This is a genomic window from Paracoccus endophyticus, from assembly GCF_003286075.1.
In the GTDB taxonomy this organism is placed as follows: Bacteria; Pseudomonadota; Alphaproteobacteria; order Rhodobacterales; family Rhodobacteraceae; genus Paracoccus; species Paracoccus endophyticus.
Map to the genome: position 1 here is coordinate 26,198 of NZ_QLUV01000009.1, position 24,974 is coordinate 51,171.

Consider the following 24,974-nt stretch of genomic DNA (forward strand, 5'->3'; position numbering starts at 1 on the left):
GCAGCCGGGCAAGCGTGGTGTTCATCAGCCTTGAGGGAATCGACGGTTCTGGCAAATCGACGCAGGCCCGCCTGCTGGCGCAGCATCTGCGCGCCAGGGGGCACGAGGTCGTGCTGACGCGCGAACCCGGCGGCTCGCCCGGCGCCGAGGAGATCCGCCGCCTGCTGGTCGAGGGGCGCGGCGAGCGCTGGTCGCCCGAAGCCGAGCTTTTGCTGTTCAACGCCGCGCGCCGCGACCACCTGGAACGCACGATCCGCCCGGCGCTGGCCCGTGGCGCTGTCGTGGTCAGCGACCGTTTTGCCGATTCCAGCCGCGTCTATCAGGGTGCAGCGCGCGGTGATCTGCGGACGCTGGTCGATTCCCTGCACGCGCTGGTGATCGGGGTCGAGCCGGACCTGACGCTGGTGATCGACCTGGACCCCGCCCAGGCGCTGGCCCGCACCTCGATGCGGGATGCAGGCGATCACGCCGGGGTGCGGCCGGCGCCGGCGGGCGCTGCTCAGTCGCCCCCCGCCAATGGCCCCGAGGATCGGTTCGAGTCGATGGGGCTGCCGTTTCAGATGCGCCTGCGCGGCGGGTTTCGCGCGCTGGCGGACGAGTTTCCCGACCGCGTGCGGCTGATTGACGGCTCGGGCGACCCGGAGGGGGTGGCGGCCCGCGTTCGCGCCGCGCTGCCCGCGGCCCTGGCATGACGGACGAGACCACGCCCGAGCCGGACCGCGTCCCCGGCGCCCCCCACCCGCGCGAGACGCCGCGCATCTTCGGACAGGACGCCGCCATCGCCGAGTTCACGGGTGCGGCGCTGGCCCACCGGCTGCATCACGGCTGGCTGATCACCGGCCCACGCGGCACTGGCAAGGCCACGCTGGCCTGGACGATCGCGCGCTGGCTGCTGTCGGACGGCACCGCCCCCGACCTGAGCGTATCCCCCGATCACCCCGTCGCACGCCGCATCCTGGCACTGTCCGAGCCGCGCCTGCACCTGGTCCGCCGTGGTGTGGACGACAAGACCGGCCGGCTGCGGTCCGAGATCACGGTGGAGGAGATCCGCCGCCTGCTGACGTTTTTCCACATGAGCGCGGCCGAGGGCGGGCGGCGCGTGGCCCTGATCGACGCTGCCGACGAGATGAACGCCTCCGCCGCGAACGCCGTCCTCAAGCTGCTGGAGGAGCCGCCGCAGGGCGCGGTGCTGCTGCTGGTCGCGCATCAGCCGGCGCGGCTGCTGCCGACGATCCGGTCGCGGTGCCGCACGCTGCGCCTGGCGCCGCTGTCGCCCGACGACATGGCGGCCGCATTGGCCCCGCTGGACGTGGCGGGCGATCCCGCGCGGCTGGCGGCGCTGGCCGCCGGGTCCGTGGGCGAGGCGCTGCGGCTGTCGGGTCAGGACGGGCTGGCGCGGTACCAGCAGATCGTCGATCTGTTCGACACCCTGCCCCGGATGGACCGGCCCCGTGCGGCTGCGCTGGCCGATGCCGCCGGCGCGCGCCCGTCGGCCGAGGGCGATCCCTTCGACCTGACGATGACGCTGCTCGACCGTTTCCTGTCCCGTGCGGCGCGGGCGGGTCTGATGGGACCACCCCTGCCCGAGGCCGCCGACCGCGAGGGGGCGGCACTGGCGCGGCTGTCGCCCGACGACCGCGCCGCGCGCGGCTGGGCCGCGGCCCAGGCGGCGCTGTCGGCCCGCGCCCGGCGCGGCCGGGCGGTCAACCTTGACCCGGCCGCGCTGGTGATGGATATGCTGATGACCCTGGCGCAGGGGTCTGACGCGGGCGACGCCGCGGCCCTAGGATGACGCGATGACCACGACCCTTCCCGCCCTTGTGGACAGCCACTGCCACCTGGACTTTCCCGACTTCGCCGGCGAGCACGGCGACCTGGTCGCCCGTGCCCGCGCGGCGGGCGTCACGCGGATGGTCACGATCTGCACCCGCCTGCGGCAGGAGCCCCAGGTCAGGGCGCTGGCCGAGGCCCACGGGGGCGTGTTCTACGCGGCCGGCACCCACCCGATGTCGGCCGCCGAGGAGCCGCTGGTCACGGTGGACCAGCTGACCGCGCTGGCCGCCCATCCCCGGTTCGTGGGCATCGGCGAGACGGGGCTGGATTACCATTACACCGCCGACGGCGCCGCCATTCAGCACGACAGCCTGCTGGTCCACATCGAGGCCGCGCGCCGCACCGGCCTGCCGCTGATCATCCATTCGCGCGATGCCGATGCGGACATGGCGCGCATCCTGTCACGGGAACACGCGGCGGGCGCGTTTTCCTGCGTGATGCACTGTTACACCTCGGGTGCCGCGCTGGCCGAGACGGCGCTGGGGCTGGGGTTCTATCTGTCGATGTCGGGCATCGCGGCCTTTCCGCGGTCCGCCGACATCCGCGCGATCTTTGCCGCAGCGCCCGTGGACCGCGTGCTGGTCGAGACGGACGCCCCCTATCTTGCGCCGCCGCCGCATCGCGGCAAGCGCAACGAACCGGCCTATGTCGCCCACACCGCCCGCGTCGGTGCCGCGCTGTACGGCCTGACGCCGGCCGAGTTCGCGGCCCGGACCACGGCCAACTTTGACCGGCTGTTCACGCGGGCGGCGGCATGATCCGCGCCACCATCCTGGGCTGCGGCTCGTCGGGGGGGGTGCCCCGGCTGGGTGGGCACTGGGGGGGCTGCGACCCGACGAACCCGAAGAACCGCCGCCGCCGCTGCGCCCTGCTGGTCGAGCGTCCGGGGGCCGAGGGCACGACGCGCCTGCTGATCGACACCGGCCCCGACCTTGTGCCGCAGTTGACGGACGCGGGCGTGGGGCTGCTGGACGCCGTGGTCTGGACGCACCCGCACGCCGACCACATCCACGGCATCGACGACCTGCGCCAGATCGTGCACAACCGCCGCAGCCTGCTGCCCGGCTGGGCCGACGCGCCGACGGCGCACGCCCTGCTGACGCGGTTCCGCTATGTCTTCGAGACGCCGCCGGGGTCGGATTATCCGCCCATCGTGGCGCTGAACGCCATCGAGGGGCCGTTTTCCGTGGATGGCGCAGGCGGCCCCGTGCGGCTGACCCCGTTCACCGTCGATCACGGCGGCGTCCCGGCGCTGGGGTTCCGCGTTCAGGGCGGCGGCGGGGCGCTGGTCTATCTGCCCGACGTGCTGACGATCCCGGAGGACGCCTGGCCGGCCATCATAGGGGCCGAGCTGTTCATCTGCGACGCGCTGCGCTATACGCCGCACCCCAGCCACGCCAATCTGGACCAGGCGCTGGCGTGGATCGAACGGTCGCGCGTGCCCCGCGGCGTAATCACCAACATGCACATCGACCTGGACTACGACGCCGTGATGGCGCGCACGCCGTCGCATGTCATTCCCGCCCATGACGGACTCGTCCTGACGGTATGAGCGCCCTGTTCACCGTCATTATGCCGGTGTTCCTGGTGATCGGCTTTGGCTATGTCGTGGCCTGGCGGCGGATGTTCAGCGCCGAGGCCGTGGACGGGCTGATGCGCTTTGCGCAGAACTTCGCGGTGCCGGTGCTGCTGTTCCGGTCCATGGCGGGCCTGGACCTTTCGGCCAACTTCGACCCGGCGCTGCTGCTGTCGTTCTATGCCGGGGCCTTCGCCTCGTTCTTCCTGGGGTGGGGGGCGGCGCGGCGGCTGTTTGACCGCCCGCCGCAGGATGCGGTTGCCATCGGATTCGTCTGCCTGTTCTCGAACTCTCTGCTGCTGGGGGTGCCGATCACGGAACGGGCTTACGGCGTCGATGCCACGGCAGGCAATTTCGCCATCATCGCGCTGCATTCGCCGCTGCTTTACACCTTTGGCATCACCTTCATGGAGTTCACGCGCGCCCATGGCTCGGGCGTCTCGGCGGGGCGGGTGGCGCTGCGCGCGCTGAAGGGCGTTGCGCGGACGCCGTTGGTGATCGGCATTCTCACTGGGCTGGCGATGAACGTGCTGACGACAGCCGGTCTGGCGATGCCCGAGGGGTTCTGGGGCGGCGTGGACATGATCGCGCGGGCCGCCCTGCCGGCCGCGTTGTTCGGCCTGGGGGGCGTTCTTGTCCGCTACAAGCCCGAGGGGGACGCAGCCACCATCGCCACCTGCTGCGCCTGTTCGCTGATCGTGCATCCGGCGATCACCTGGGGACTGGCGCAGGCGCTTGGGCTGGACACCGCCGCCCTGCGCTCGGCCGTGATGACAGCGGCGATGGCCCCGGGCGTGAACGCCTATCTGTTCGCCAGCCTTTACGGCGCGGCGATGCGGGTGGCCGCGTCCACCGTTCTGGTCGCGACCGCGCTGTCGATCCTGTCGATCTGGGTGTGGCTGGCGATCCTGCCCTGAGGATCGCCCGCAATCGTCATGCGGGCGTCAGGCCCCGCAAGCGTTCGCCGCGCCGCCGCAGCAGCTCGACCGTGGTCAGCAGCGCAATGGAAAAGATCACCAGCAGCGTCGCCACGGCCAGGATGGCGGGGCTGATCTGTTCGCGGATGCCGTTCCACATCTGGCGCGGGATGGTCTGCTGGTCGGGCCCGGCGATGAACAGCACCGCCACCACCTCGTCGAACGAGGTGACGAACGCAAACAGCGCGCCCGAGATCACCCCCGGCAGGATCAGCGGCATCGTGACCTTGAAGAACGTCGTGCGCGGGTTCGCCCCCAGTGACGCGGCCGCCCGGTTCAGCGACTGGTCGAACCCGATCAGCGTCGCCGTGACGGTGATGATGACGAAGGGAATGCCCAGCGTGGCGTGCGCCAGAACCACGCCCAGATAGGTATTGGCCAGACAGCCCGAGTTCGACAGCACCGGCGCCAGCATCCGCCCCAGCGTCGTGGTCGAATCGACGCAGGTCGAGGAGTAGAAGAAGAACATCCCCGTCGCCGTGATGATGATCGGCACGATCATGGGCGAGATCAGCACCGCCATGATGAGACGGCGGAACGGCATCTCGGGCCGCGACAGGCCCAGCGCGGCCAGCGTGCCCAGCACCGTCGCCACGATGGTCGAGAAGAACCCGATGATCAGCGAGTTCTTGGCCGCGCTGATCCATTTCGCGTTCGCCCAGGCGTCCGCCCACCAGCTGGCGTCGCGCGGCGCCTCGCTGCGGACCATGCCAAAGGTCAGCAGGCTGTCGTACCAGCGCATCGAATAGCCGTCGGGATCGAACGACAGCATCTTGTCCGTAAAGGTGAAATACGGCTCGGCGTTGAACGACAGCGGGATGACCACGATGATCGGGGCGATCAGGAAGACAAAGATCGCCACGCAGATCCCGATATAGGTCCAGTGCCAGACCTTCTCGAGCGGCGAGGCATAGGTTGGAAGCGCCATCGGTTCACCCCAGCTTGAGATTGTCGATCCCGACCAGACGGTCGTAGACCCAGTACAGCACCAGCACCCCGCCCAGCAGCAGGGCTGCCAGGGCTGCGGCCATCGACCAGTTCAGCGTCTCGGTCATGTGCATGGCGATCATGTTGGAGATCAGCTGCCCCGACGATCCGCCGACCAGCGCGGGCGTGATGTAGTAGCCGACCGCCAGGATGAACACGAGCAGCGCCCCTGCCCCCAGCCCCGGCAGCGTCTGCGGGAAATAGACCCGGCGGAACGCGGTCCAGCTTGTCGCGCCAAGGCTGCGCGCCGCGCGGACATAGCTGGGGTTGATCGTCCGCATCACCGAATAGAGCGGCAGGATCATGAACGGCAGCAGGATATGGGTCATGGCGATGACCGTGCCGATCTGGTTGTACATCATCGACAGGCGGCCCTGCTCGTCGATGGCGCCCATCCAGACCAGCAGGTCGTTGATGACCCCCTGCTGCTGCAGCAGCACCATCCACGCCGTCGTGCGCACCAGAAGCGAGGTCCAGAACGGCAGCAGGACCAGGATCATCAGCAGGTTCGACCGGCGCATCGGCAGCGTCGCCAGCAGGTGCGCGATCGGAAACCCCAGCAGGAACGTCGTCAGGGTGATCAGCAGCGACAGAACCAGCGTCCGCTGGAACAGCATGACATAGACCTGCTGCTGGGCCGGGGCCATGACGATCCGCCCCTCGTCGTCGCGGGTGCGGTCGACAGCGGCCAGGTAGAAGTTCGACGTATAGGCCGTCGAGGCGTTGCGCATCACACGCCACAGGCGCAGGTCGCCCCATTTCTCGTCGGCGTCCAGCAGGGCGGCCTTGTAGGGCGGCTCGAACCCGCCGCGGGCCTTGCGCCCTGTGGCGGTGAACAGCGACCGTGTCCCCGGCACGTCATAGTTGATGCGCGTGCCCACGATGCCGATGGTCTTGGCCTCGGCCGCGGCGGTCAGATCGGCGGCCAGCGCGGCAAAGGCGGCCTCGTCGGGCTCGGTCCCCGGCGGCGTGTCGGCGAACCATTGCGACACCTGCGGCATGTTGGCCGCAAACCCGTCGTTGTACATGGACCGGTGCAGCATCTGCCCGATCGGCACCACGAAGGTGATCAGCACGAACGCCAGCAGCGGCAGCACCAGCAGAAAGGCACGGCGCCGGGCGCGGCGCGAGCTGATCGCCAGCGCGCGGGCTAGCGGCCGCCCGTCCGCGGTGGTCAGGGCGGCCACGGGAACGGCGCCGGTGGCCCCGGTCACGACGGCGGCATGAGGGTCGAGCGCGGCCATGTCAGGCGTCCTCGCAGATCGGTCGAACAAGGGACGCGGACGGCCATGCGGCCGCCTGCGCGGGCAAGAAGGCAGCCGCCGCGACTGCGCGCCGCGGCGGCGCGTTCGATCAGCCGGACGCCAGCCAGGACCCGAACCGTTCGTTCAGTTCGGATTCGTGGTCGGCCCAGAAATCGGGATCGTCCATGACGGCCGTCTTCATGTGCTCGGAACTGGTCGGCATGTGGGGCGCCATGTCCGTGACGCCGTCCTGGTACAGCCCGATCAGCGCGGTCGAGGACTTGCGCGCCGGGCCATAGCTGATCCACTTGGCCTGGTTCGCCAGCTGCTCGGTTGCGGTGGCGAACTTCAGATACTCCATCGCGGCCTCGGGGTTCGGCGCCCCCTTGGGGATCGCGAACAGGTCCATGTCCATGTACTGGCCGTCCCAGATCACCTCGAACGGCTTTTTCTCGGACACGATCGCGTCGAAGATGCGGCCGTTGTAGGCGGTCGTCATCACCACCTCGCCGTCAGCCAGCAACTGCGGCGGCTGGGCGCCGGCGTCCCACCAGACCACGTCGTCGCGGATCGTGTCCAGCTTGGCGAAGGCCCGGTCCACGCCCTCGGGCGTCCTCAGCACGTCGAACACCTGGTCATGGGGAACGCCATCGGCGACCAGCGCCAGATACAGCGTCCGCTTGGGGTTGCTCGGCAGGCCGCGCTTGCCGGGAAACTTTTCCAGATCGAAGAAGTCGGCCGCGGTGGTCGGCGGATTGTCCGGGAACTTGGTCTTGTCATAGGCGATGACCGTGCCCCAGACGATGTTGGCGACGGCGCATTCCTGCAGGGCGCCGTCCACGAAATCCTCGCGCGCGGGCGTGCCGTCGGGCGCGGGCGGCAGGTCGTCGGGGTTGATCTCGACCAGCGCGCCCTCGTCGCACAGCCGGATCGCATCCGCGACTTCGATGTCGAACACGTCGCCGGTGACGTTGCCCGCCTCGACCTGCGCCTTCAGCGGCACGGCCGGGATGTCGGCGTCGATCATGTTGACCTTGATGCCGGTCTTGGCCTCGAACGGCTTGTTATAGGCCTCGATCTGGCTTTTCGTGTAGGCGCCGCCCCACGAGACGACGTTCAGGGTCTTGCCGTCCTGCGCAAGGGCGGCGCCCGCCAACCCGGTCAGCGCCGTGGTCAGGATCAGAAGCGATTTCATCCTAGTCTCCCTGTGTCTCGACCGTCATGCGGCCGCTTGTGGACGGCCGGGGCACGCGCGGGCACCCCGATCGTCATTCGTCTGCGCCCGCAAGCCAGGCTGCAAAGCGTTCGGTCAGCTCGGCGTCGTGGTCCACCCAGAAGCCGGTGTCGATCGCCAGCGCATTCTTCATGTTCTCGGGCGTCGTCGGCAGATGCGGCGCCATCGGGGTCTTGCCGTCCCGGGCGTAGACCCCGACCAGCGCCTGCGAGGATCGGCGCGGCGGCCCGTAGCTGAGCTGTTCGGCCGCCCGCGCCAGAGGCTCGGGCGCGGTCGTCCAGGCCACGAAGCGCAGCGCCTCCTCGGGGTTGGGCGCGCCCTTGGGGATCATCCATCCCTCGGTCTCGTAGACCTGCCCGTCCCACAGGATGCGGAACGGCCGGTCCTCGTCGATCTGCGCGGCAAAGATGCGCCCGTTATAGGCCATGGTCATCGCCACCTCGCCGTCGGCCAGCAGCTGCACGGGCTGGGACCCCGCCTCCCACCAAACGGCGTTGCGGCGGATCTGGTCCAGCTTGGCAAAGGCGCGGTCCAGCCCCTGCGGCGTGGACAGGGTGGCATAGACCTGATCGGCCGGCACCCCGTCGCCCATCAGCGCCATCTCAAGGGTAAAGCGCGGCTCTTTCAGCAGGCCGCGGCGGCCCGGAAACAGGGTGACGTCGAAGAAATCGGCGATGGTCTGGGGCGCGCCGCCGGGGCGCGAGGCGTCATAGGCGATCACGGTCGCATAGACATCCGTCGGCACAAAGCACGGGCCCAGCGTGCCGGGCAGGAAATCCTGTGCGGCCGGGCTGCCATCGGCGCCGGGCGCCAGCGCCCTGTGGTCGATCGGCAGCGCCAGCCCCTCGTCGCACAGCCGAACCGCATCGGCCAGGCCGACGCTGGCCAGGTCAAAGGTGACGTTGCCCGCCGTCACCTGCGACTTGATCAGCGCGGTCGGGCTTTCGGCATCCACGATGTCCACCGCGATGCCGGTCGCCTGCGTGAAGGGACGGGCAAAGGCCGCCTGCTGCGCCGCGCTGAACTCGCCCCCCCAGCTGAGCACCTTCAGCTCGGCCGCACGACCGGACAGCGGCAGCGCAACCAGCAAGGCGGTCAGGGCAAGGCGACGCGGCAGCGGCATTCGGTGCGGTGATCCCTTCGGGGCAAAGACGGCGGCGCGCAGGGACCCTGTCCTGCGCGCCGCCATTCGTCAGTTCGCCAGCCAGGCGTTGAAACGCTCGTTCAGCTCGCCGTCGCGGTCCACCCAGAACTCGACGTCGGTGGACAGTGCGTTGGTCAGGTTCGCCTCGGTCGTGGGCAGGTTCGGCGCCATCTCGGTCTTGCCGTCCTTGAACATGCCGACCAGCGGCTGGCTGGACTTGCGGGGCGGACCATAGCTGATCTGCTCGGCGGCGCGTGCCAGCGGCTCGGGGGCGGTGGTCCAGGCGACGTACTGCTTGGCGTTTTCCAGGTTGGGCGCGCCCTTCGGGATCACCCAGCCCTCGAATTCATAGACCTGGCCGTCCCACACGATCTTGAACGGCTTGTTCTCCTCGACCGCGGCGTTAAAGATGCGGCCGTTGTAGGCGATCGTCATCACCACCTCGCCGTCGGCCAGCAGTTGCGGCGGCTGGCTGCCGGCGTCCCACCAGACGATCTGGTCCTTGATCGTGTCCAGCTTGGCAAAGGCACGGTCCACACCCTCGGGCGTGCCCAGCGTCGCATAGACATCCGCAGGCGCCACGCCGTCGGCCAGCAGCGCCATCTCGAGGTTGACCTTGGCCCCCTTGCGCATGCCGCGCTTGCCCGGGAACGTCGCCAGGTCGAAGAAATCGCTCAGCTTGTCGGGCTTGGCGTCGGGATACCGGCTTTCGTCATAGGCCAGCACGGTGGCGAAGACGTCGGTCGCGACAAAGCATTCGCCGATGGTGCCCTCGATGAAATCGTCCATCGCGTCCTCGCCCCCGGCCCCCTTGGCCAGCATCGCGGGATCGATCCTCTCCAGCAGCCCCTCGTCGCACATGCGGATCGCGTCGGCGTGTTCGACGCTGGCCACGTCGGCGGTGACGTTGCCGGCCTCGACCATGGCCTTGATCGGGGTCGCGGGGTTGTCGGCATCCGCCACGATCACCTTGATGCCGGTCTGCTCCTCGAAGGGCTTGTTGAAGGCGACCGCGTGCGACGCCCCATAGGCCCCGCCCCAGTCCAGCACGTTCAAGACCTTGTCCTGGGCCGAGGCCGTTCCGGCCAGCCCGATCAGGGCGGTGGTCGTGATCAGAATGCGTTTCATGGACTTCTCCTTGGGAAGGTCAGACAAGATCCAGCGCGCGCGCATCCTGGGGATTCCAGCCGATGCGGATGTGCTGACCGGGGTCCAGCCGTGTCTGGCCCAGGGTGTTGCGGAATTTCATCACGAAGTCGTCGCTGCCGGCGACCTTCATCCGGGCGCGCAGGATGTCGCCCATGTAGATGACGTCACGAACCTCGGCGTCGATGGTGTGGGCGCCCGCGGGCATCATCTCGGGCTTGAACTCGACCCGTTCGGGGCGGATCGAGACCAGCGTCTGCTGCCCCACCTCGCGCACGTTGACGGGGGTCGCGTCGATCAGCTCGCCCGTGGCCAGCCGGACCAGCGCCTTGCCGCCTTCAAGCTGCTCGATGACGCCCGGCAGAGCGTTGTTTTCCCCGATGAACCCCGCAACGAAGCTGTTGTCGGGCTGTTCGTACAGCTGCGCCGGGGGGGCGAGCTGCTGGATGCGCCCGTCGTTGAACACGGCGATGCGGTCCGACATGGTCAGCGCCTCGCCCTGGTCATGGGTCACATAGACGACGGTGATTCCCAGATTGTTGTGCAGAGCCTTGATTTCATACTGCATATGCTCGCGCAGCTGCTTGTCCAGGGCGCCCAGGGGTTCGTCCATCAGGATCAGCTTGGGGTCGAAGACAAGGGCGCGCGCCAGCGCGATTCGCTGCTGCTGCCCGCCTGAAAGCTGCGCCGGACGGCGGGACTTGAAGCGGCCCATCTGCACCATGTCGAGCGCCCGCACCACGCGGCTTTCGCGCTCGGCCTTGCCGACGCCGCGCACCTCGAGCGGGAAGGCAAGGTTTTCGCCCACGGTCATGTGCGGAAACAGCGCATAGTTCTGAAAGACCATGCCGATGCCGCGCTTGTGCGGGGGCACGTCGTTGATGTTGCGCCCGTCCAGCCGGATCTCGCCGTGGGTCGCGGTCTCGAACCCGGCCAGCATCATCAGGCAGGTGGTCTTGCCCGATCCCGACGGGCCCAGCATCGTCAGGAACTCGCCCTTTGCGATGGAAAGGTTCAGGTCTTTGACGACAAGCGTCTGCCCGTCATAGCTTTTCTGCACGTGATCAAAGACGACGAACCCGTCGTTGCCCGATGGCAGTGTCAATGCGCGGCTCCCTGTCGTTTGTCATTTGTCGTTGGTTCTTGCGCGATGCCAGACTATGCGGCGGCAGCACGACGATGCAACGACGATCTGCGACAGTTTGACCGCGCGATTGCGACGACCTTACGGGAAACCCTGCGGCGTCAGCGGCGGGTCCGTGACGCGATGTCCAGGGACATGAGTTGAAACGATTGTATTTGCGCACAATCTCGGCGCGGATCAGCGGTTTCGGCCGCGACACCGGGGGGCTGCACGCTGGCAGGCCTTTTGCCCAGGGATGGGGCAAACGGAAACGGGCGCCCGGCGAGGGGCGCCCGTGTTCATGGTGCGGTCGAAAAGACTCGAACTTTCACTCCGGTTAAGGAACAGCGACCTCAACGCTGCGCGTCTACCAATTCCGCCACGACCGCGATCCGTGACGGGCGTGACATAGCCACGGATCGCGCGCTTGAAAAGGGTTATTCTGCCGCCACCGACGCGGCCGGGACATAGTTCAGCACCGGCGCCAGCCAGCGTTCCGCCTGCGCCAGGGTCATGCCCTTGCGCGCGGCGTAGTCGGCCACCTGGTCGGCCTCGACCTTGGCCACGCCGAAATAATAGGCGTCGGGGTGGGCCAGATACAGGCCGCTGACGGACGAACCGGGCCACATCGCCATCGACTCGGTCAGTTCCACCCCCGTGGCCGCCGTGGCGTCCAGCAGCGCAAACAGCGTCGCTTTCTCGGTGTGGTCGGGCTGGGCCGGATAACCGGGCGCCGGGCGGATGCCGCGATAGGGTTCGGCCGCCAGATCCTCGGGCGCGAAGGGTTCATCGGGGGCATAGCCCCACAGGTCCCGGCGAACGCGCTGGTGCAGCAGCTCGGCCAGCGCCTCGGCGAACCGGTCGGCCAGCGCCTGCAGCAGGATCGCCGAGAAATCGTCGTGGGCGTCGCGGAACGCCTGCAGCCGTGCGCTTTCGTCCCCCGCCGTCACGACGAACCCGCCCACCCAGTCGGGCTGGCCGGCGGGTGCGACGAAATCGGCCAGCGCGACGTTCGGGCGGCCGTCGCGCTTGGTCACCTGCTGGCGCAGCGTGTGCAGCGTGGCGCGCGGGGTCTGCCGCGCCTCGTCGGTCCACAGGCGGATGTCGTCGCCCACCCGGTTGGCGGGCCAGAACCCCACCACTGCGCGCGGCGACAGCCAGCGTTCCGCGATGATGCGGTCCAGCATCGCCTGCGCGTCGGCAAACAGCGCCCGCGCTGCCGCGCCCTGGCGTTCGTCGTCCAGGATGCGGGGATAGACGCCCTTCATCTCCCATGTCTGGAAGAACGGCGTCCAGTCGATATAGCGGGCAATCTCGGCCAGGTCCCAGTCGGCCAGCACCCGCGTCCCGGTAAACGACGGCTGCGGCGCGGCATAGCCGGCCCAGTCCAGCGCCACGGCATTGGCGCGGGCATCGGCAAGCGGCAACCGCGTGCGGTCCGCGTCGCCACGGGCATAGCGTTCAGCCATCGCCTGATAATCCTGCCGCACGTCGCTGACAAACGAGGGTTTTTCCTGCGACAGCAGGTTCGACACGACGCCCACGGCGCGGCTGGCGTCGGTGACATAGACGGTCTGGCCCCGGCGATAGCGGGGATCGATCTTGACCGCCGTGTGAACCTTGCTGGTGGTGGCGCCCCCGATCAGCAGCGGGATGTCGAAGCCCTCGCGCTCCATCTCGGAGGCGACATGCACCATCTCGTCCAGCGAGGGGGTGATCAGGCCCGACAGGCCGATGATGTCCACCTTTTCGGCCCGCGCGGTTTCCAGAATCCTGGCCGCCGGAACCATCACGCCCAGGTCGATGATCTCGTAGTTGTTGCAGGCAAGGACAACGCCCACGATGTTCTTGCCGATGTCGTGGACGTCGCCCTTGACGGTTGCCATCAGCACCTTGCCCGCGGAACTGGACCCGCCGCCGCTCGCAGCCTTCTCGGCCTCCATCCAGGGCAGCAGGTGGGCCACGGCCTGCTTCATCACGCGGGCCGACTTCACCACCTGCGGCAGGAACATCTTGCCCGCGCCGAACAGGTCGCCCACGACGTTCATCCCCGCCATCAGCGGTCCCTCGATCACGTGCAGCGGGCGGGCGGCGGCCAGTCGCGCCTCCTCGGTGTCCTCGGTGATGAACTCGGTGATGCCGTTGACCAGCGCGTGTTCCAGCCGCTTGTCCACGGGCCATTCGCGCCAGGACAGGTCCTTTTCGCGTGCCTTGGCCCCGCCCTCGCCCTTGAATCGTTCGGCCAGCTCCAGCAGCCGCTCGGTCGCCGAGTCGCCTGCCGCGGGGCGGCGGTTCAGGACGACATCCTCGCAGGCCTCGCGCAGCGCGGGGTCGATCTGGTCATAGACGGCCAGTTGCCCCGCGTTCACGATCCCCATGTCCATCCCGGCCTGAATGGCGTGGTACAGGAACACGGCGTGCATCGCCTCGCGCACGGGTTCGTTGCCGCGGAAGCTGAACGACAGGTTCGACACGCCGCCCGAGACATGGACATGCGGCAGCGACTGCCGGATGCGGGCGGTCGCGCCGATGAAATCGACGCCGTAGTTGTCGTGCTCCTCGATCCCCGTCGCCACGGCAAAGATGTTGGGGTCGAAGATGATGTCCTGGGGCGGAAAGCCCTCGGCCACCAGCAGGTCATAGGCGCGCGCGCAGATCTCGACCTTGCGGGTTTCGGTGTCGGCCTGCCCGGTCTCGTCGAAGGCCATGACCACCACGGCGGCGCCGTAGCGGCGGCAGAGCCGCGCCTGATGCAGGAACGCCGCCTCGCCCTCCTTCAGGCTGATCGAGTTCACGACCGGCTTGCCCTGCACGCATTTCAGCCCGGCCTCGATCACCTCCCACTTGGAGCTGTCGATCATCACCGGCACGCGGGCGATGTCGGGCTCGGCCGCGATCAGGTTCAGGAATGCGGTCATGGCGGCGGCCGAATCGATCAGCCCCTCGTCCATGTTCACGTCGATGATCTGCGCGCCGTTCTCGACCTGATCGCGCGCGACCTCGAGCGCGGCGGGATAGTCGCCCGCCGTGATCAGCTTGCGAAAGCGGGCCGATCCGGTGACGTTCGTGCGCTCGCCCACGTTGACGAAGGGGATGTCGTCGGTCTTCACGAACGGCTCCAGCCCGGACAGGCGCAGGCGGGGCTGGATGTCCGGGATCGATCGCGGCGCCTTGCCTGTCACCGCCTCGGCAATGGCGGCGATGTGTTCGGGCGTCGATCCGCAGCAGCCGCCGACGATGTTGACCAGCCTCTCCTCTGCAAAGCCCGCGATCTGGGCGGCCATCTGCGCGGCGGTCTCGTCGTACTGGCCCATCTCGTTGGGCAGGCCGGCGTTGGGATAGGCGCAGATCAGCGTGTCCGCGACCTCGGACAACTCCTTCAGGTGCGGGCGCATGGCGTTTGCCCCCAGCGCGCAGTTCAGACCCACCGTCAGGGGCGCGGCATGGGCCACCGAGTGCCAGAAGGCCGTCGGCGTCTGCCCCGACAGCGTGCGCCCCGACAGGTCGGTGATCGTCCCCGAGATCATCACCGGCAGGCGCAGGCCGGTGTCCGCAAACACCTCCTCGGCGGCAAAGATCGCGGCCTTGGCGTTCAGCGTGTCGAAGATCGTCTCGATCAGGATCAGGTCGGCGCCGCCCGCGATCAGGCCGCTGATCTGCTCGGCATAAGCCACCCGCAGCTGGTCGAACGTGACGGCGCGAAACCCCGGATCGTTCACGTCCGGGCTGATGGAGGCGGTCCGGTTCGTCGGGCCCAGCGCCCCCGCGACCCAGCGCGGCCGCCCGTCCTGCGCGGTGGCCGCGTCCAGCGCCCGGCGCACCAGCCGCGCACCCTCGCGGTTCAGGTCGAAGACCCGCGCTTCCATGCCGTAATCGGCCTGCGCGATGGTGGTCGAGGAAAACGTGTTGGTTTCCACGATATCCGCCCCCGCCAGCGCATACCGCAGGTGGATCGCCTCGATCGCCTCGGGCTGGGTCAGGTTCAGCAGGTCGTTGTTGCCCTGCTGCGGCCGGTCGCTGTGGATATGGCAGCCGCAACCCTGATGGCCGGACCCGCCCAGGAAATCGTCCTCGCCCAGGCCCAGCTGCTGGATCTGCGTGCCCATCGCACCGTCCAGGATCAGGATGCGGTCGCGGGCCGCGGCGCGGATCGCGGCAAAGGCGGGGGACAGCGGCAGGGCGGGCATGGCGGGACCTTTGGAAAAGCGCAGCATCCTGCTCTCTAGCTCGGAACGGCAGGAAAAGTGAAACGCATGATTCTCAGTCGCATCATGCACGCGGCTCATGTTGCGCCCTCTTGCATCCTGTCCGCGCCGGGGGCACGCATGGCCCCATGCTTGCCGAACCGCTTGTCCTGACTGCCAGCCCCGCCGTTGCCGGTGCAGGAGCGGTCGATCCAGAATGGCTGATCTCGCCCGGCCTGACCGCCCACCCCGACGCCGTGGCGTGGATGGAGGCGCGGGTCGCGGCGATCCACGACGGCCGCGCGCCCGAGGCGATCTGGCTGGTCGAGCACCCGCCGCTGTACACCGCCGGCACTTCGGCGCGGGTCGCCGACCTGACCGACCCGGACCGATTCCCGGTGTTCGCGACCGGACGCGGGGGGCAATACACCTATCACGGGCCGGGCCAGCGGGTCGTCTATGTCATGCTGGACCTGAACCGGCGCGGCCGCGACGTGCGGCGCTTTGTCGCGGCGCTGGAGGGCTGGGTCATCGCGGCGCTGGCCGAATTCGGCCTGAAGGGCGAGATCCGCAATGGCCGCGTGGGGGTCTGGATTGCCCGCCCCGACAAGCCCCCCCTGCCCGACGGCACGACGCGCGAGGACAAGATCGCAGCCCTGGGCATCAAGCTGCGCCGCTGGGTCAGCTTTCACGGCATTTCGATCAACGTCGAGCCTGACCTGAGCCATTATGCCGGAATCGTGCCCTGCGGCATCCAGGGCCACGGCGTCACCAGCCTTGTGGACCTGGGCCTGCCGGTCACGATGGCCGACCTGGACCTGGCGCTGCGCGAGACCTTTCCTGTTGTTGCGGCCCGCATGACCCTGCAGGCCCGCGGCTGAGCGGAAACGGGTCCCATCGTCACAATCCCGAAAGCGTGTGATGAAAACCGGGCACTTTTTGACTTTTGCAGTGTTGAGGTGCCAGAGCCCCGTGCTAGCGATGGTGCGCAGGGGGCCGCGAACCCCGACGATCATCCCTTCGCTGCAAAGGACAACGCGATGAAGATCAGCCTTTATGCCACGCTTGCCGTGCTTGCTCTGGCCGTCCCGGCCGTGGCCCAGGATGCCGCCGGCGATCCCGCCAAGGGCGAGAGCGAATTCAAGAAATGCAAGGCCTGCCATATGGTTCAGGCCCCCGATGGCACCGACATCGTCAAGGGCGGCAAGACCGGGCCGAACCTGTATGGCGTCGTCGGCCGCAAGGCCGGCAGCGAGGAAGGCTTCAAGTACTCCGAAGCCCTGATCAAACTGGGCGAGGCCGGCGAGGTCTGGACCCCCGCGGATCTGGAGCACTACATCACCGATCCGAACGCTTACACGCAGGAAAAGACCGGCGATCCCAAGCTGAAGACCAAGATGACCTTCAAGCTGAACAAGAACCAGGCCGACGTGATCGCCTTCCTGGCCCAGCACTCGCCTGACGCGGGCGGCGCTGCCGCGGCTGGCGCCGCCCCTGCGGCCGCTGCCCCGGCGGCGGGCGCTGCCCCGGCTGCCGCGGCTCCGGCTGCGGGCGCCGCTCCGGCCGCGCCTGCGACCAACTGATCGGAACAGGGCCTTTCGGCGCCTGTTAGACTTTGGGCCCCCCGGTCACATCGGCCGGGGGGCCTTTCCATGAGGAAAACCCTGCCGGGCCACATTGCCGCACCGGACTATCTCCGCTAGAACTGGGGGAAGTCCGCCGGTTCAGACGCCGGTTCGGCATCGATTCTGAGGGAGAGCATCGCATGGCTGACGCCGCCGTTCACGGCCACGGTGAGCACCATGACACCCGCGGGTTCTTCACCCGCTGGTTCATGTCCACCAACCACAAGGACATCGGGGTCCTTTACCTGTTCACTGCCGGCCTCGTGGGCCTGATCTCTGTCGCATTCACCGTCTACATGCGGATGGAGCTGCAGCACCCCGGCGTCCAGTTCATGTGCCTGGAAGGCGCGCGGCTGGTGGCCGACGCCTCGGCGGAATGCACGCCGAACGGCCATCTGTGGAACGTCCTGATCACCTATCATGGCGTCCTGATGATGTTCTTCGTCGTCATCCCGGCGCTGTTCGGCGGCTTCGGCAACTATTTCATGCCGCTGCACATCGGCGCGCCGGACATGGCGTTCCCGCGGCTGAACAACCTGTCCTATTGGCTGTTCGTCTGCGGGGTTGCGCTGGGGATCGCCTCGATTCTGTCGCCGGGGGGCAACGATCAGCTGGGGTCGGGCGTGGGCTGGGTGCTTTACCCGCCGCTGTCCACCACCGAGGGCGGCTATTCGATGGACCTGGCGATCTTTGCCGTCCACGTCTCGGGCGCCTCGTCGATCCTGGGGGCGATCAACATCATCACGACCTTCCTGAACATGCGCGCGCCCGGCATGACCCTGTTCAAGGTGCCGCTGTTCGCCTGGTCGGTGTTCGTCACCGCCTGGATGATCCTGCTGTCGCTGCCGGTGCTGGCGGGCGCGATCACCATGCTGCTGATGGACCGCAACTTCGGCACCAACTTCTTCAACCCCGCCGGCGGCGGCGACCCGGTGCTGTACCAGCACATCCTGTGGTTCTTCGGCCACCCCGAGGTCTATATCATCATCGTGCCGGGCTTTGGCATCATCAGCCACGTCATCGCGACCTTCGCCAAGAAGCCGATCTTCGGCTATCTGCCGATGGTGCTGGCCATGATCGCGATCGGCGTGCTGGGCTTTGTCGTGTGGGCGCACCACATGTACACGGCCGGGATGTCGCTGACGCAGCAGGCCTATTTCATGCTGGCGACGATGACCATCGCGGTGCCCACGGGCATCAAGGTGTTCAGCTGGATCGCCACGATGTGGGGCGGCTCGATCGAGTTCAAGACGCCGATGCTCTGGGCGTTCGGCTTCCTGTTCCTGTTCACCGTCGGCGGCGTGACCGGCGTGGTGCTGAGCCAGGCGCCGCTGGACCGGGTCTACCATGACACCTACTACGTCGTGGCGCACTTCCACTATGTGATGTCGCTGGGCGCGGTCTTCGCGATCTTTGCGGGCATCTATTACTGGATCGGCAAGATGAGCGGCCGCCAGTATCCCGAATGGGCCGGCAAGCTGCACTTCTTCATGATGTTCATCGGCTCGAACCTGACCTTCTTCCCCCAGCACTTCCTGGGCCGTCAGGGCATGCCCCGCCGCTACATCGACTATCCGGTCGAGTTTGCGTTCTGGAACAACATCAGCTCGATCGGGGCCTACCTGTCGTTCGCCTCGTTCCTGTTCTTCATCGGGATCGTGTTCTACACGCTGTTCGCCGGAAAGCGCGTGACCGAGAACAACTACTGGAACGAATACGCCGACACGCTGGAATGGACCCTGCCCTCGCCCCCGCCCGAACACACGTTCGAGCAACTGCCCAAGCGCGAGGACTGGGATCAGCGCCAGGTGCACTAAGCCCCGGCCCAGCACAGCCACCCGGCCCCGGAGCGATCCGGGGCCGTCCTTCGTTCAGGGACGCGTCCCATGCCCTATGAATGGCACGATCAGATCGACAGCGACGGCTTGCCCGTGCGCCGCCTGATCCTGTGGCGCTATCGTTCCCTGACCCCCGCGGGATTCGCCTGGGCGATCGGGGGGGCGGCGACCGCGCTGGTGCTGCCGCTGCTGGCGGTCGTGGGCTCTGCGGTCCTGTGGGGCCTGCTGCCGTTTGCCGCCGGGGCGGTCTGGGCGCTGTGGTACGCGATGCAATATGCGTGGCGGCGTGGCGGCACGGTGGAACAGCTGACGCTGCGGCCCGACCTGCTGCACGTCACGCGGCGCGATCCGGGTCGCGCGCCGCGCGACTGGCAGGGCAATCCCTATTGGGTGCGGCTGGCCCTGCGCGACCAGCCCGTCGAGGCCTATCTGACCCTGACCGACGGCGGCGGCCGCGAGATCGAACTGGGGGCCTTTCTGACCCCCGACGAACGCCGGCAGCTGCGCGCCGACCTGCAGGACGCGCTGGCCGCGGTGCGCGACCCCCGGGCTGGCTGAACCCTGCCGGCGCCCGGCCCGTCCGCATGGCGAAAGGTCAGTGCTTTCGCCCGCCGCGCGCCCGTGGCAATGAGGCGCTGCCGCCCTTCGCCGGAACGACCGTGATGCCCCGCAAGCCGCCCCGTTCCCAGCCTGCGATCCTGCCGCGCGACGCGTCCGGCCGCAGCGCGGGCAAGGCTGCGCGGCTGTTCGTCCTGCTGACGGTGCTGATCGACGCGACCGGCATGGGGCTGATCTTTCCCGTCATGCCCGACCTGCTGGAGGAGCTGACCGGGCAGGGCCTGGCCGGCGCGGCGGTCTGGGGCGGCGTGCTGGGCACATCCTACGCCGCCATGCAGTTCCTGTTCGGCCCGGTGATCGGCAACCTGTCGGACGCCATCGGCCGCCGGCCGGTGATGCTGACGGCGCTGCTGGTGATGACGCTGGATTACGTCCTGCTGGCGCTGGCGCCGACGATCACGCTGATCCTGGTCGGCCGCCTGATCGGCGGCATCATGGCCGCCACCCACGCCACCGCGGCGGCCTATATGGCCGACATTTCGCGCCCCGAGGAAAAGGGCCGCAACTTCGGCCTGATCGGGGCGGCGTTCGCGGTCGGGTTCGTGCTGGGGCCCGTGCTGGGCAGCATCATGTCTACGGTGGATCTGCGCGCGCCGTTCTGGACGGCGGCGGTGCTGGCGGGGGCGAACATGGTCTTTGGCTGGTTCGTCCTGCCCGAGACGGTGACGGACGCCATCCGCCGCCCCTTCAGCTGGCGGCGCGCCAATCCGCTGTCGGCCTTTGCCGCGATCGGGCGCCTGCCCCGCATCGGGCCGCTGCTGCTGACCTTCGGGCTGTTTCACCTGGCGGCCTATGTCTATCCCGCGGTGTGGAGCTTTTACGGCAAGGCCCGCTTCGGCTGGGACCCGCTGCACATCGGCCTGTCGCTGGCCGCCTTTGCGGTGGCGATGGCGCTGGTGCAGGGGGTTCTGGTCGGCCCCGCGATCCGTCGCTTTGGCGTGTGGCGCACAGCGACCACGGGATTCCTGCTCGAGGTGGTGGCGCTGTGCTTCTACGGCTTTGTGACCGATCCCGTTCTGGCGCTGGCGTTCACGCCGCTGGCCGCCATGGCCGGTCTGGGCGGGCCGGCCCTGCAACAGATCATGTCGAACCGCGCGCCCCCCGGCCAGCAGGGAGAGTTGCAGGGCGTGCTTGCCTCGATCGCGGCCATCGCGATGGGTCTGTCGCCGCTGCTGATGACGTCGATCTTTGCGTTCTTCACGCGCGAGGGCGCGCCGATCTACGCCCCGGGAATGCCGTTCGTCGCCGCGGCGGTGATGATGGTGGTCGCCGTCGCGATCCTGCTTGCGGCCCGCCCCCGCCGGCGGGGCTTGGGGTTGGGTCGGGACCTGCGCGACGCCCGCCGCGCGGCCCGCCAGGCCGCCCGCTCCGGCGAACGGCTTTAGCCGCCCGGGCCCTCGCCCCCTTGATGCGGTGGCTGGCACCCTCAGGCCCGGCCGCCCGGGCCTGCGCGCCCTGCGCCGCCCCGGATCTGACGGGGGGCAGTGCCGTTCAGCCCATCAGGCGCGACTTGACCACCGCGCCGACGGCGCCGAAATCCATCTGGCCGGCGTGGCGTTCGCGCAGCGCCGCCATGACGCGGCCCATGTCGCGCACCCCGGTCGCCCCCAGATCCGCGATCACGCGATCCACCGCGGCGGCGACCTCGGCGCTGTCGAGCTGGCGCGGCAGGAATTCGCGGATCAGCGCGATCTCGGCCTGTTCCTTCTCGGCAAGCTCAAGCCGGCCGCCCTCCTCATAGGCGCGCGCCGATTCCTGGCGCTGCTTGACCATGCGCGCCAGCAGGGCCATCAGGTCGTCCTCGCTCAGCGCGGCGTTCTCGTGTCCGTCGCCCCGGCGCGCGATCTCGCGGTCCTTGATGGCGGCGCCGATCAGGCGCAGCGTGGACAGCCGGTCGGCGTTCCTGGCCTTCATCGCATCCTTGGTGGCGGCGGAAATCCGGTCGCGCAGGTCCATGTCATCCCCCCTCTGGTGGTGCCACGGTTGGCAAAGCCCCGCCGCAAGGTCAAGCCGAGGACCGGGCGGCCCTGCCCTTGACCCCCCGCGTCCCCTGCCTTAGCAGTCAGCCGATTTTCCCGGGGGTGCTGCCATGGCGAACAAACCGACTGCCTGCCTTGCGCTGGGCGACGGCACGGTCTTTTACGGGCAGGGCTTCGGCGCCGCGGGCGAGGTGGTGGCCGAACTGGTCTTCAACACCGCCATGACCGGCTATCAGGAGATCATGACCGATCCCAGCTATGCCGCGCAGGTCGTGACCTTTACCTTTCCCCATATCGGCAACACCGGGGTCACGTCCCAGGATGACGAATCGGCCGACCCGGTCGCCGCCGGCATCGTGGTGCGCTGGGACCCGACGGAACCGTCGAACTGGCGCGCGTCCTCGGACCTTGTATCCTGGATGGAGCGGCGGGGCCGGATCGGCATCGGCGGCCTCGACACGCGCCGCCTGACCCGGGCGATCCGCCAGCAGGGCGCGCCGCATGTGGTGCTGTCTCATGACCCCGAGGGGCGGTTCGACGTCGCCGCCATGGTGGCGCGGGCGCGGTCCTGGCCGGGGCTGGTCGGCCTTGACCTGGCCCGCGAGGTCAGCTGCGCGCAAAGCTATCGCTGGACCGAGGGTGTCTGGGAATGGCCGGGCCATTTCGGCACCGGGCGGCCGGACAGGCCGTTCCGCGTCGTGGCGGTCGATTATGGCGCCAAGCGCAACATCCTGCGCTCGCTGGCCCATGCGGGGGCCGAGGTGACCGTCCTGCCGGCGACGGCCACGGCCGACGAGATCCTGGCCCATGAGCCGGAGGGCGTGTTCCTGTCGAACGGCCCGGGCGATCCGGCAGCGACCGGCGACTATGCCGTGCCGATGATCCAGGGGTTGCTGGGCCGCGACCTGCCGATCTTCGGCATCTGCCTGGGTCATCAGATGCTGGCGCTGGCCCTTGGCGCGCGCACGGTCAAGATGAGCCACGGCCATCACGGCGCCAACCATCCGGTCCGCAACGTCGAGACGGGCAAGGTCGAGATCACGTCGATGAACCATGGCTTCGCGGTGGACTCGCAGACGCTGCCCGAGGGTGTGCTGGAAACCCACGTCAGCCTGTTCGACGGCTCGAACTGCGGGCTGCGGGTGATGGACCGGCCGGTCTTTTCCGTGCAGTACCACCCCGAGGCAAGCCCCGGCCCCCAGGACAGCACCTATCTGTTCGACCGCTTTGCACAGGCGATGCGCGACCGCCGCGCAGGCTAGGCCGGCAAAAGGCGGCGCGTTAACCGCCGCTTAAGACCTTGTCGGGCATCAAGAGGCATCCTGCCCGCCCGAAAGGTCGCCCATGTCCGTCACACCGATTCGCCGCGCGGACGCTTCCGCGGTCGAGCCGGCAGGCAACGTGGCGCGGTTTCGCCCGCGCGCTGCGCGGTCCGACGACCGCCCGGCGCCGCCCGCCCCCTCCCGCGACCGCCGCCCGCTGGGCCAGATCCTGCTGGAGGACGGGGCCGTCGATCCGGGCAATCTGCTCAAGGCGCTGGTCATCCAGCAGCGGCAGGCGGCGCGCCTGGGGGAAATCCTGCTGGCGAACGGCTGGGTCGGCGAGGCGGCACTGGCCCGCGGACTGGCGCGACAATGGCGCACCAGCGCCGTGGACCTGTCCGGCTCTCCACCCGACGCGCGGCTGATCGACGCGGCGGGCGCCGGGTGGTGCCTGAACGCCGGCGTGGTGCCGTGGCGGCGGGTCGGCGGCGTCACCTTTGTCGCAACCTCGCGCCCGCACGACTTCGACGGCGTCAGGGACCTGCTGTCCTCGCGCTTCGGAACGCTTCGGATGGTGCTGTGCGCCCCGACGGCCGCCCGCGACGCCATCCTGGACAGCCGCCGCACCCGGCTGATCCGTGCCGCGGAAACCTGCGTGGACCCCGCGTTGAGCTGCCGGACCCGCGACGAGATGCGCCTGGGCCAGATCATGCTGGCCGTCATCGCCGCGCTGGCTGTCGGGCTGTGGTTCGCGCCCGCCGCAGTCCTTGCGCTGGGGATGGCGCTGGTCGTCCTGACGCTGGCCGCCACCACGCTGGTCAAGGCGCTGGCCTTCCGCGCGACGGTCTCGGCCGAGGCCGAGGCGCGCCGGGCCGCGCTGCGTCCGCAGCCCGAGATCACGGCCGAGCTGCCTGTCATCTCGGTCATGGTCCCCATGTTCCGCGAGGAGGACATCATCGACCGCCTGATCGGACGCCTTTCGGGCCTGACCTATCCGCGCGAGCTGACCGACTGCCTGCTGGTGGTCGAGGAAAGCGATCGCGTGACGCGCGAGGCGCTGGCCGCGGCCCGGCTGCCGTTCTGGATGAGGGTCATCACCGTCCCGGACGGGCCGATCCGCACCAAGCCGCGGGCGATGAACTATGCGCTGAACTTCTGCCGGGGCAGCATCATCGGCGTCTGGGACGCCGAGGACCGGCCCGAGCCCGACCAGCTGCACCGCGTGGCGCGGCACCTGCATCTGGCAGGCCCAAAGGTCGCCTGCGTTCAGGGGGCGCTGGATTTCTACAACCCGCGCACCAACTGGCTGGCGCGCTGCTTCACGGTGGAATACTCGGCCTGGTTTCGCGGCGTCCTGCCGGGGCTGGCGCGGATGGGACTGGTCGTCCCCCTGGGCGGCACCACGTTCTTCATCCGCCGCGCGGCGCTGGACCATGCCGGTGGTTGGGACGGCTGGAACGTGACCGAGGACGCCGACCTGGGCGTCCGGCTGGCGCGCATGGGCTATCGGACCGAGATCGTGGACACCACCACCCACGAGGAGGCGAACTGCCGGACCGTCCCCTGGGTCCGGCAGCGGTCCCGCTGGCTCAAGGGGTTTGCGATGACATGGGGGGTGCACATGCGCGCGCCGGTCCGGCTCTGGCGGGATCTGGGGCCGGCGGCGTTCCTGGGGTTTCACCTTCAGATGTTCGCCACCGTGCAGCAATTCCTGCTGGCGCCCGTCCTGTGGAGCTGCTGGCTGATGTGTGTGGGCGTCCCCCACCCGCTGGACGAGACCTTCGGGCGCGCGGCGACCATCGCCGCGATTGCCCTGTTCATCGGGTCCGAGGCACTGAACCTCGTCGTCGGCCTCTGGTCGGTCCGTCGCACCCACCGGCACCTGATCCCCTGGGTGGTGACCTTGCCGCTGTACTTTCCGCTCGCCTGCCTTTCCGCGTGGAAGGCGGCCTACGAGATCGTGGTCAAGCCGTTCTACTGGGACAAGACCGCACACGGCGTCTTTGACGTGTCGCCCGACACGGCGATTGCGCAGACCGAACCCGCGACTGTCCTGGTGCCGTTCGGCGATCCGCACACGACGGGCCAGTCGGACCGGCCCGCATCGGCAGCCGCGGCCCTTGCGCCCCGTGACGGCGAGCGTCCCCTGCCGATCATCGGGCAGATCGGCTGAAGCCCGCGTGACGCAGCCATGGACAGGCCGT

20 protein-coding genes and 1 tRNA gene are annotated in these 24,974 nt (G+C 68.8%); 12 read left to right on the forward strand and 9 right to left on the reverse strand.

Annotation, left to right across the window (positions count from 1 at the left end):
* Positions 1–17 precede the first annotated feature (17 nt).
* The 5 genes from tmk to DPQ23_RS11025 are packed head-to-tail and all read left to right on the forward strand — an operon-like array spanning position 18 to position 4,326.
* Positions 18–692: a dTMP kinase gene (tmk, locus tag DPQ23_RS11005; RefSeq protein WP_112874774.1), complete on the forward strand. Its 675-nt coding sequence runs from the start codon at positions 18–20 to the stop codon at positions 690–692.
* Positions 689–1,792 carry a DNA polymerase III subunit delta' gene (locus DPQ23_RS11010; protein WP_112874776.1) on the forward strand — a complete coding sequence of 368 codons (1,104 nt, stop codon included), beginning with the start codon at positions 689–691 and terminating at the stop codon, positions 1,790–1,792. Before tmk ends, DPQ23_RS11010 begins: the two co-directional genes overlap by 4 nt.
* Positions 1,793–1,796: 4 nt before the next feature.
* Positions 1,797–2,591, forward strand: coding sequence for a TatD family hydrolase (locus tag DPQ23_RS11015; protein WP_112874777.1), 795 nt, complete (start codon positions 1,797–1,799; stop codon positions 2,589–2,591).
* Positions 2,588–3,385: an MBL fold metallo-hydrolase gene (locus DPQ23_RS11020; RefSeq protein WP_112874779.1), complete on the forward strand. Its 798-nt coding sequence runs from the start codon at positions 2,588–2,590 to the stop codon at positions 3,383–3,385. Before DPQ23_RS11015 ends, DPQ23_RS11020 begins: the two co-directional genes overlap by 4 nt.
* Positions 3,382–4,326 carry an AEC family transporter gene (locus DPQ23_RS11025; RefSeq protein WP_112874781.1) on the forward strand — a complete coding sequence of 315 codons (945 nt, stop codon included), beginning with the start codon at positions 3,382–3,384 and terminating at the stop codon, positions 4,324–4,326. The genes DPQ23_RS11020 and DPQ23_RS11025 overlap by 4 nt, the downstream gene beginning before the upstream one ends.
* 16 nt (positions 4,327–4,342) lie before the next feature.
* Here the strand turns inward: DPQ23_RS11025 and DPQ23_RS11030 are convergent, their stop codons facing one another.
* The 8 genes from DPQ23_RS11030 to metH form a co-directional block, all read right to left on the reverse strand.
* A complete protein-coding gene (locus tag DPQ23_RS11030) occupies positions 4,343–5,314 on the reverse strand; it encodes an ABC transporter permease (RefSeq protein WP_112874783.1) in 972 nt (323 codons plus the stop codon).
* Positions 5,315–5,318: 4 nt separating this feature from the next.
* A complete protein-coding gene (locus DPQ23_RS11035; RefSeq protein ID WP_112874785.1) occupies positions 5,319–6,617 on the reverse strand; it encodes an ABC transporter permease in 1,299 nt (432 codons plus the stop codon).
* A 109-nt stretch (positions 6,618–6,726) separates the two neighbouring features.
* Positions 6,727–7,812 carry an ABC transporter substrate-binding protein gene (locus tag DPQ23_RS11040; RefSeq protein ID WP_112874787.1) on the reverse strand — a complete coding sequence of 362 codons (1,086 nt, stop codon included), beginning with the start codon at positions 7,810–7,812 and terminating at the stop codon, positions 6,727–6,729.
* A 73-nt stretch (positions 7,813–7,885) separates the two neighbouring features.
* Positions 7,886–8,974 (reverse strand): ABC transporter substrate-binding protein, encoded by a 1,089-nt coding sequence (locus DPQ23_RS11045; protein WP_112874788.1) that lies wholly within the window; start codon positions 8,972–8,974, stop codon positions 7,886–7,888.
* 69 nt (positions 8,975–9,043) lie between these two features.
* A complete protein-coding gene (locus DPQ23_RS11050) occupies positions 9,044–10,123 on the reverse strand; it encodes an ABC transporter substrate-binding protein (protein WP_112874922.1) in 1,080 nt (359 codons plus the stop codon).
* 19 nt (positions 10,124–10,142) lie between these two features.
* The gene (locus tag DPQ23_RS11055; protein ID WP_112874790.1) at positions 10,143–11,246 is read right to left on the reverse strand and encodes an ABC transporter ATP-binding protein; all 1,104 of its coding nucleotides are present in this window, start codon (positions 11,244–11,246) and stop codon (positions 10,143–10,145) included.
* Between the two features lie 320 nt (positions 11,247–11,566).
* Positions 11,567–11,653 (reverse strand) — tRNA-Leu (locus tag DPQ23_RS11060).
* A 48-nt stretch (positions 11,654–11,701) separates the two neighbouring features.
* Positions 11,702–15,451, reverse strand: a complete 3,750-nt coding sequence (metH, locus tag DPQ23_RS11065; protein ID WP_112874792.1) for a methionine synthase — start codon at positions 15,449–15,451, stop codon at positions 11,702–11,704.
* 146 nt (positions 15,452–15,597) lie between these two features.
* On the opposite strand from metH, the gene lipB reads away from it, so the two are divergent.
* The 5 genes from lipB (at position 15,598) to DPQ23_RS11090 (ending at position 20,914) form a co-directional block, all read left to right on the forward strand.
* Positions 15,598–16,329, forward strand: a complete 732-nt coding sequence (gene lipB / locus DPQ23_RS11070; protein ID WP_112874793.1) for a lipoyl(octanoyl) transferase LipB — start codon at positions 15,598–15,600, stop codon at positions 16,327–16,329.
* A gap of 159 nt (positions 16,330–16,488) precedes the next feature.
* Positions 16,489–17,031, forward strand: coding sequence for a c-type cytochrome (locus DPQ23_RS11075; RefSeq protein ID WP_205961445.1), 543 nt, complete (start codon positions 16,489–16,491; stop codon positions 17,029–17,031).
* A gap of 182 nt (positions 17,032–17,213) precedes the next feature.
* Positions 17,214–18,890 (forward strand): cytochrome c oxidase subunit I, encoded by a 1,677-nt coding sequence (ctaD, locus tag DPQ23_RS11080; RefSeq protein ID WP_112874795.1) that lies wholly within the window; start codon positions 17,214–17,216, stop codon positions 18,888–18,890.
* Between the two features lie 69 nt (positions 18,891–18,959).
* Positions 18,960–19,469, forward strand: a complete 510-nt coding sequence (locus tag DPQ23_RS11085) for a DUF2244 domain-containing protein (RefSeq protein ID WP_112874797.1) — start codon at positions 18,960–18,962, stop codon at positions 19,467–19,469.
* A 104-nt stretch (positions 19,470–19,573) separates the two neighbouring features.
* Entirely contained in the window at positions 19,574–20,914 is a 1,341-nt protein-coding gene (locus tag DPQ23_RS11090) for an MFS transporter (RefSeq protein WP_112874799.1), read from the forward strand.
* 106 nt (positions 20,915–21,020) lie between these two features.
* On the opposite strand, the gene DPQ23_RS11095 is transcribed toward DPQ23_RS11090, so the two are convergent.
* A complete protein-coding gene (locus DPQ23_RS11095) occupies positions 21,021–21,485 on the reverse strand; it encodes a GatB/YqeY domain-containing protein (protein ID WP_112874800.1) in 465 nt (154 codons plus the stop codon).
* 133 nt (positions 21,486–21,618) lie between these two features.
* Between DPQ23_RS11095 and carA the strand changes: the two genes are divergently transcribed.
* Complete coding sequence (gene carA / locus DPQ23_RS11100; RefSeq protein ID WP_112874801.1) at positions 21,619–22,770, forward strand: glutamine-hydrolyzing carbamoyl-phosphate synthase small subunit; 1,152 nt, start codon at positions 21,619–21,621, stop codon at positions 22,768–22,770.
* A gap of 82 nt (positions 22,771–22,852) precedes the next feature.
* Complete coding sequence (locus tag DPQ23_RS11105; protein WP_112874803.1) at positions 22,853–24,943, forward strand: glycosyltransferase family 2 protein; 2,091 nt, start codon at positions 22,853–22,855, stop codon at positions 24,941–24,943.
* Positions 24,944–24,974: the final 31 nt, after the last annotated feature.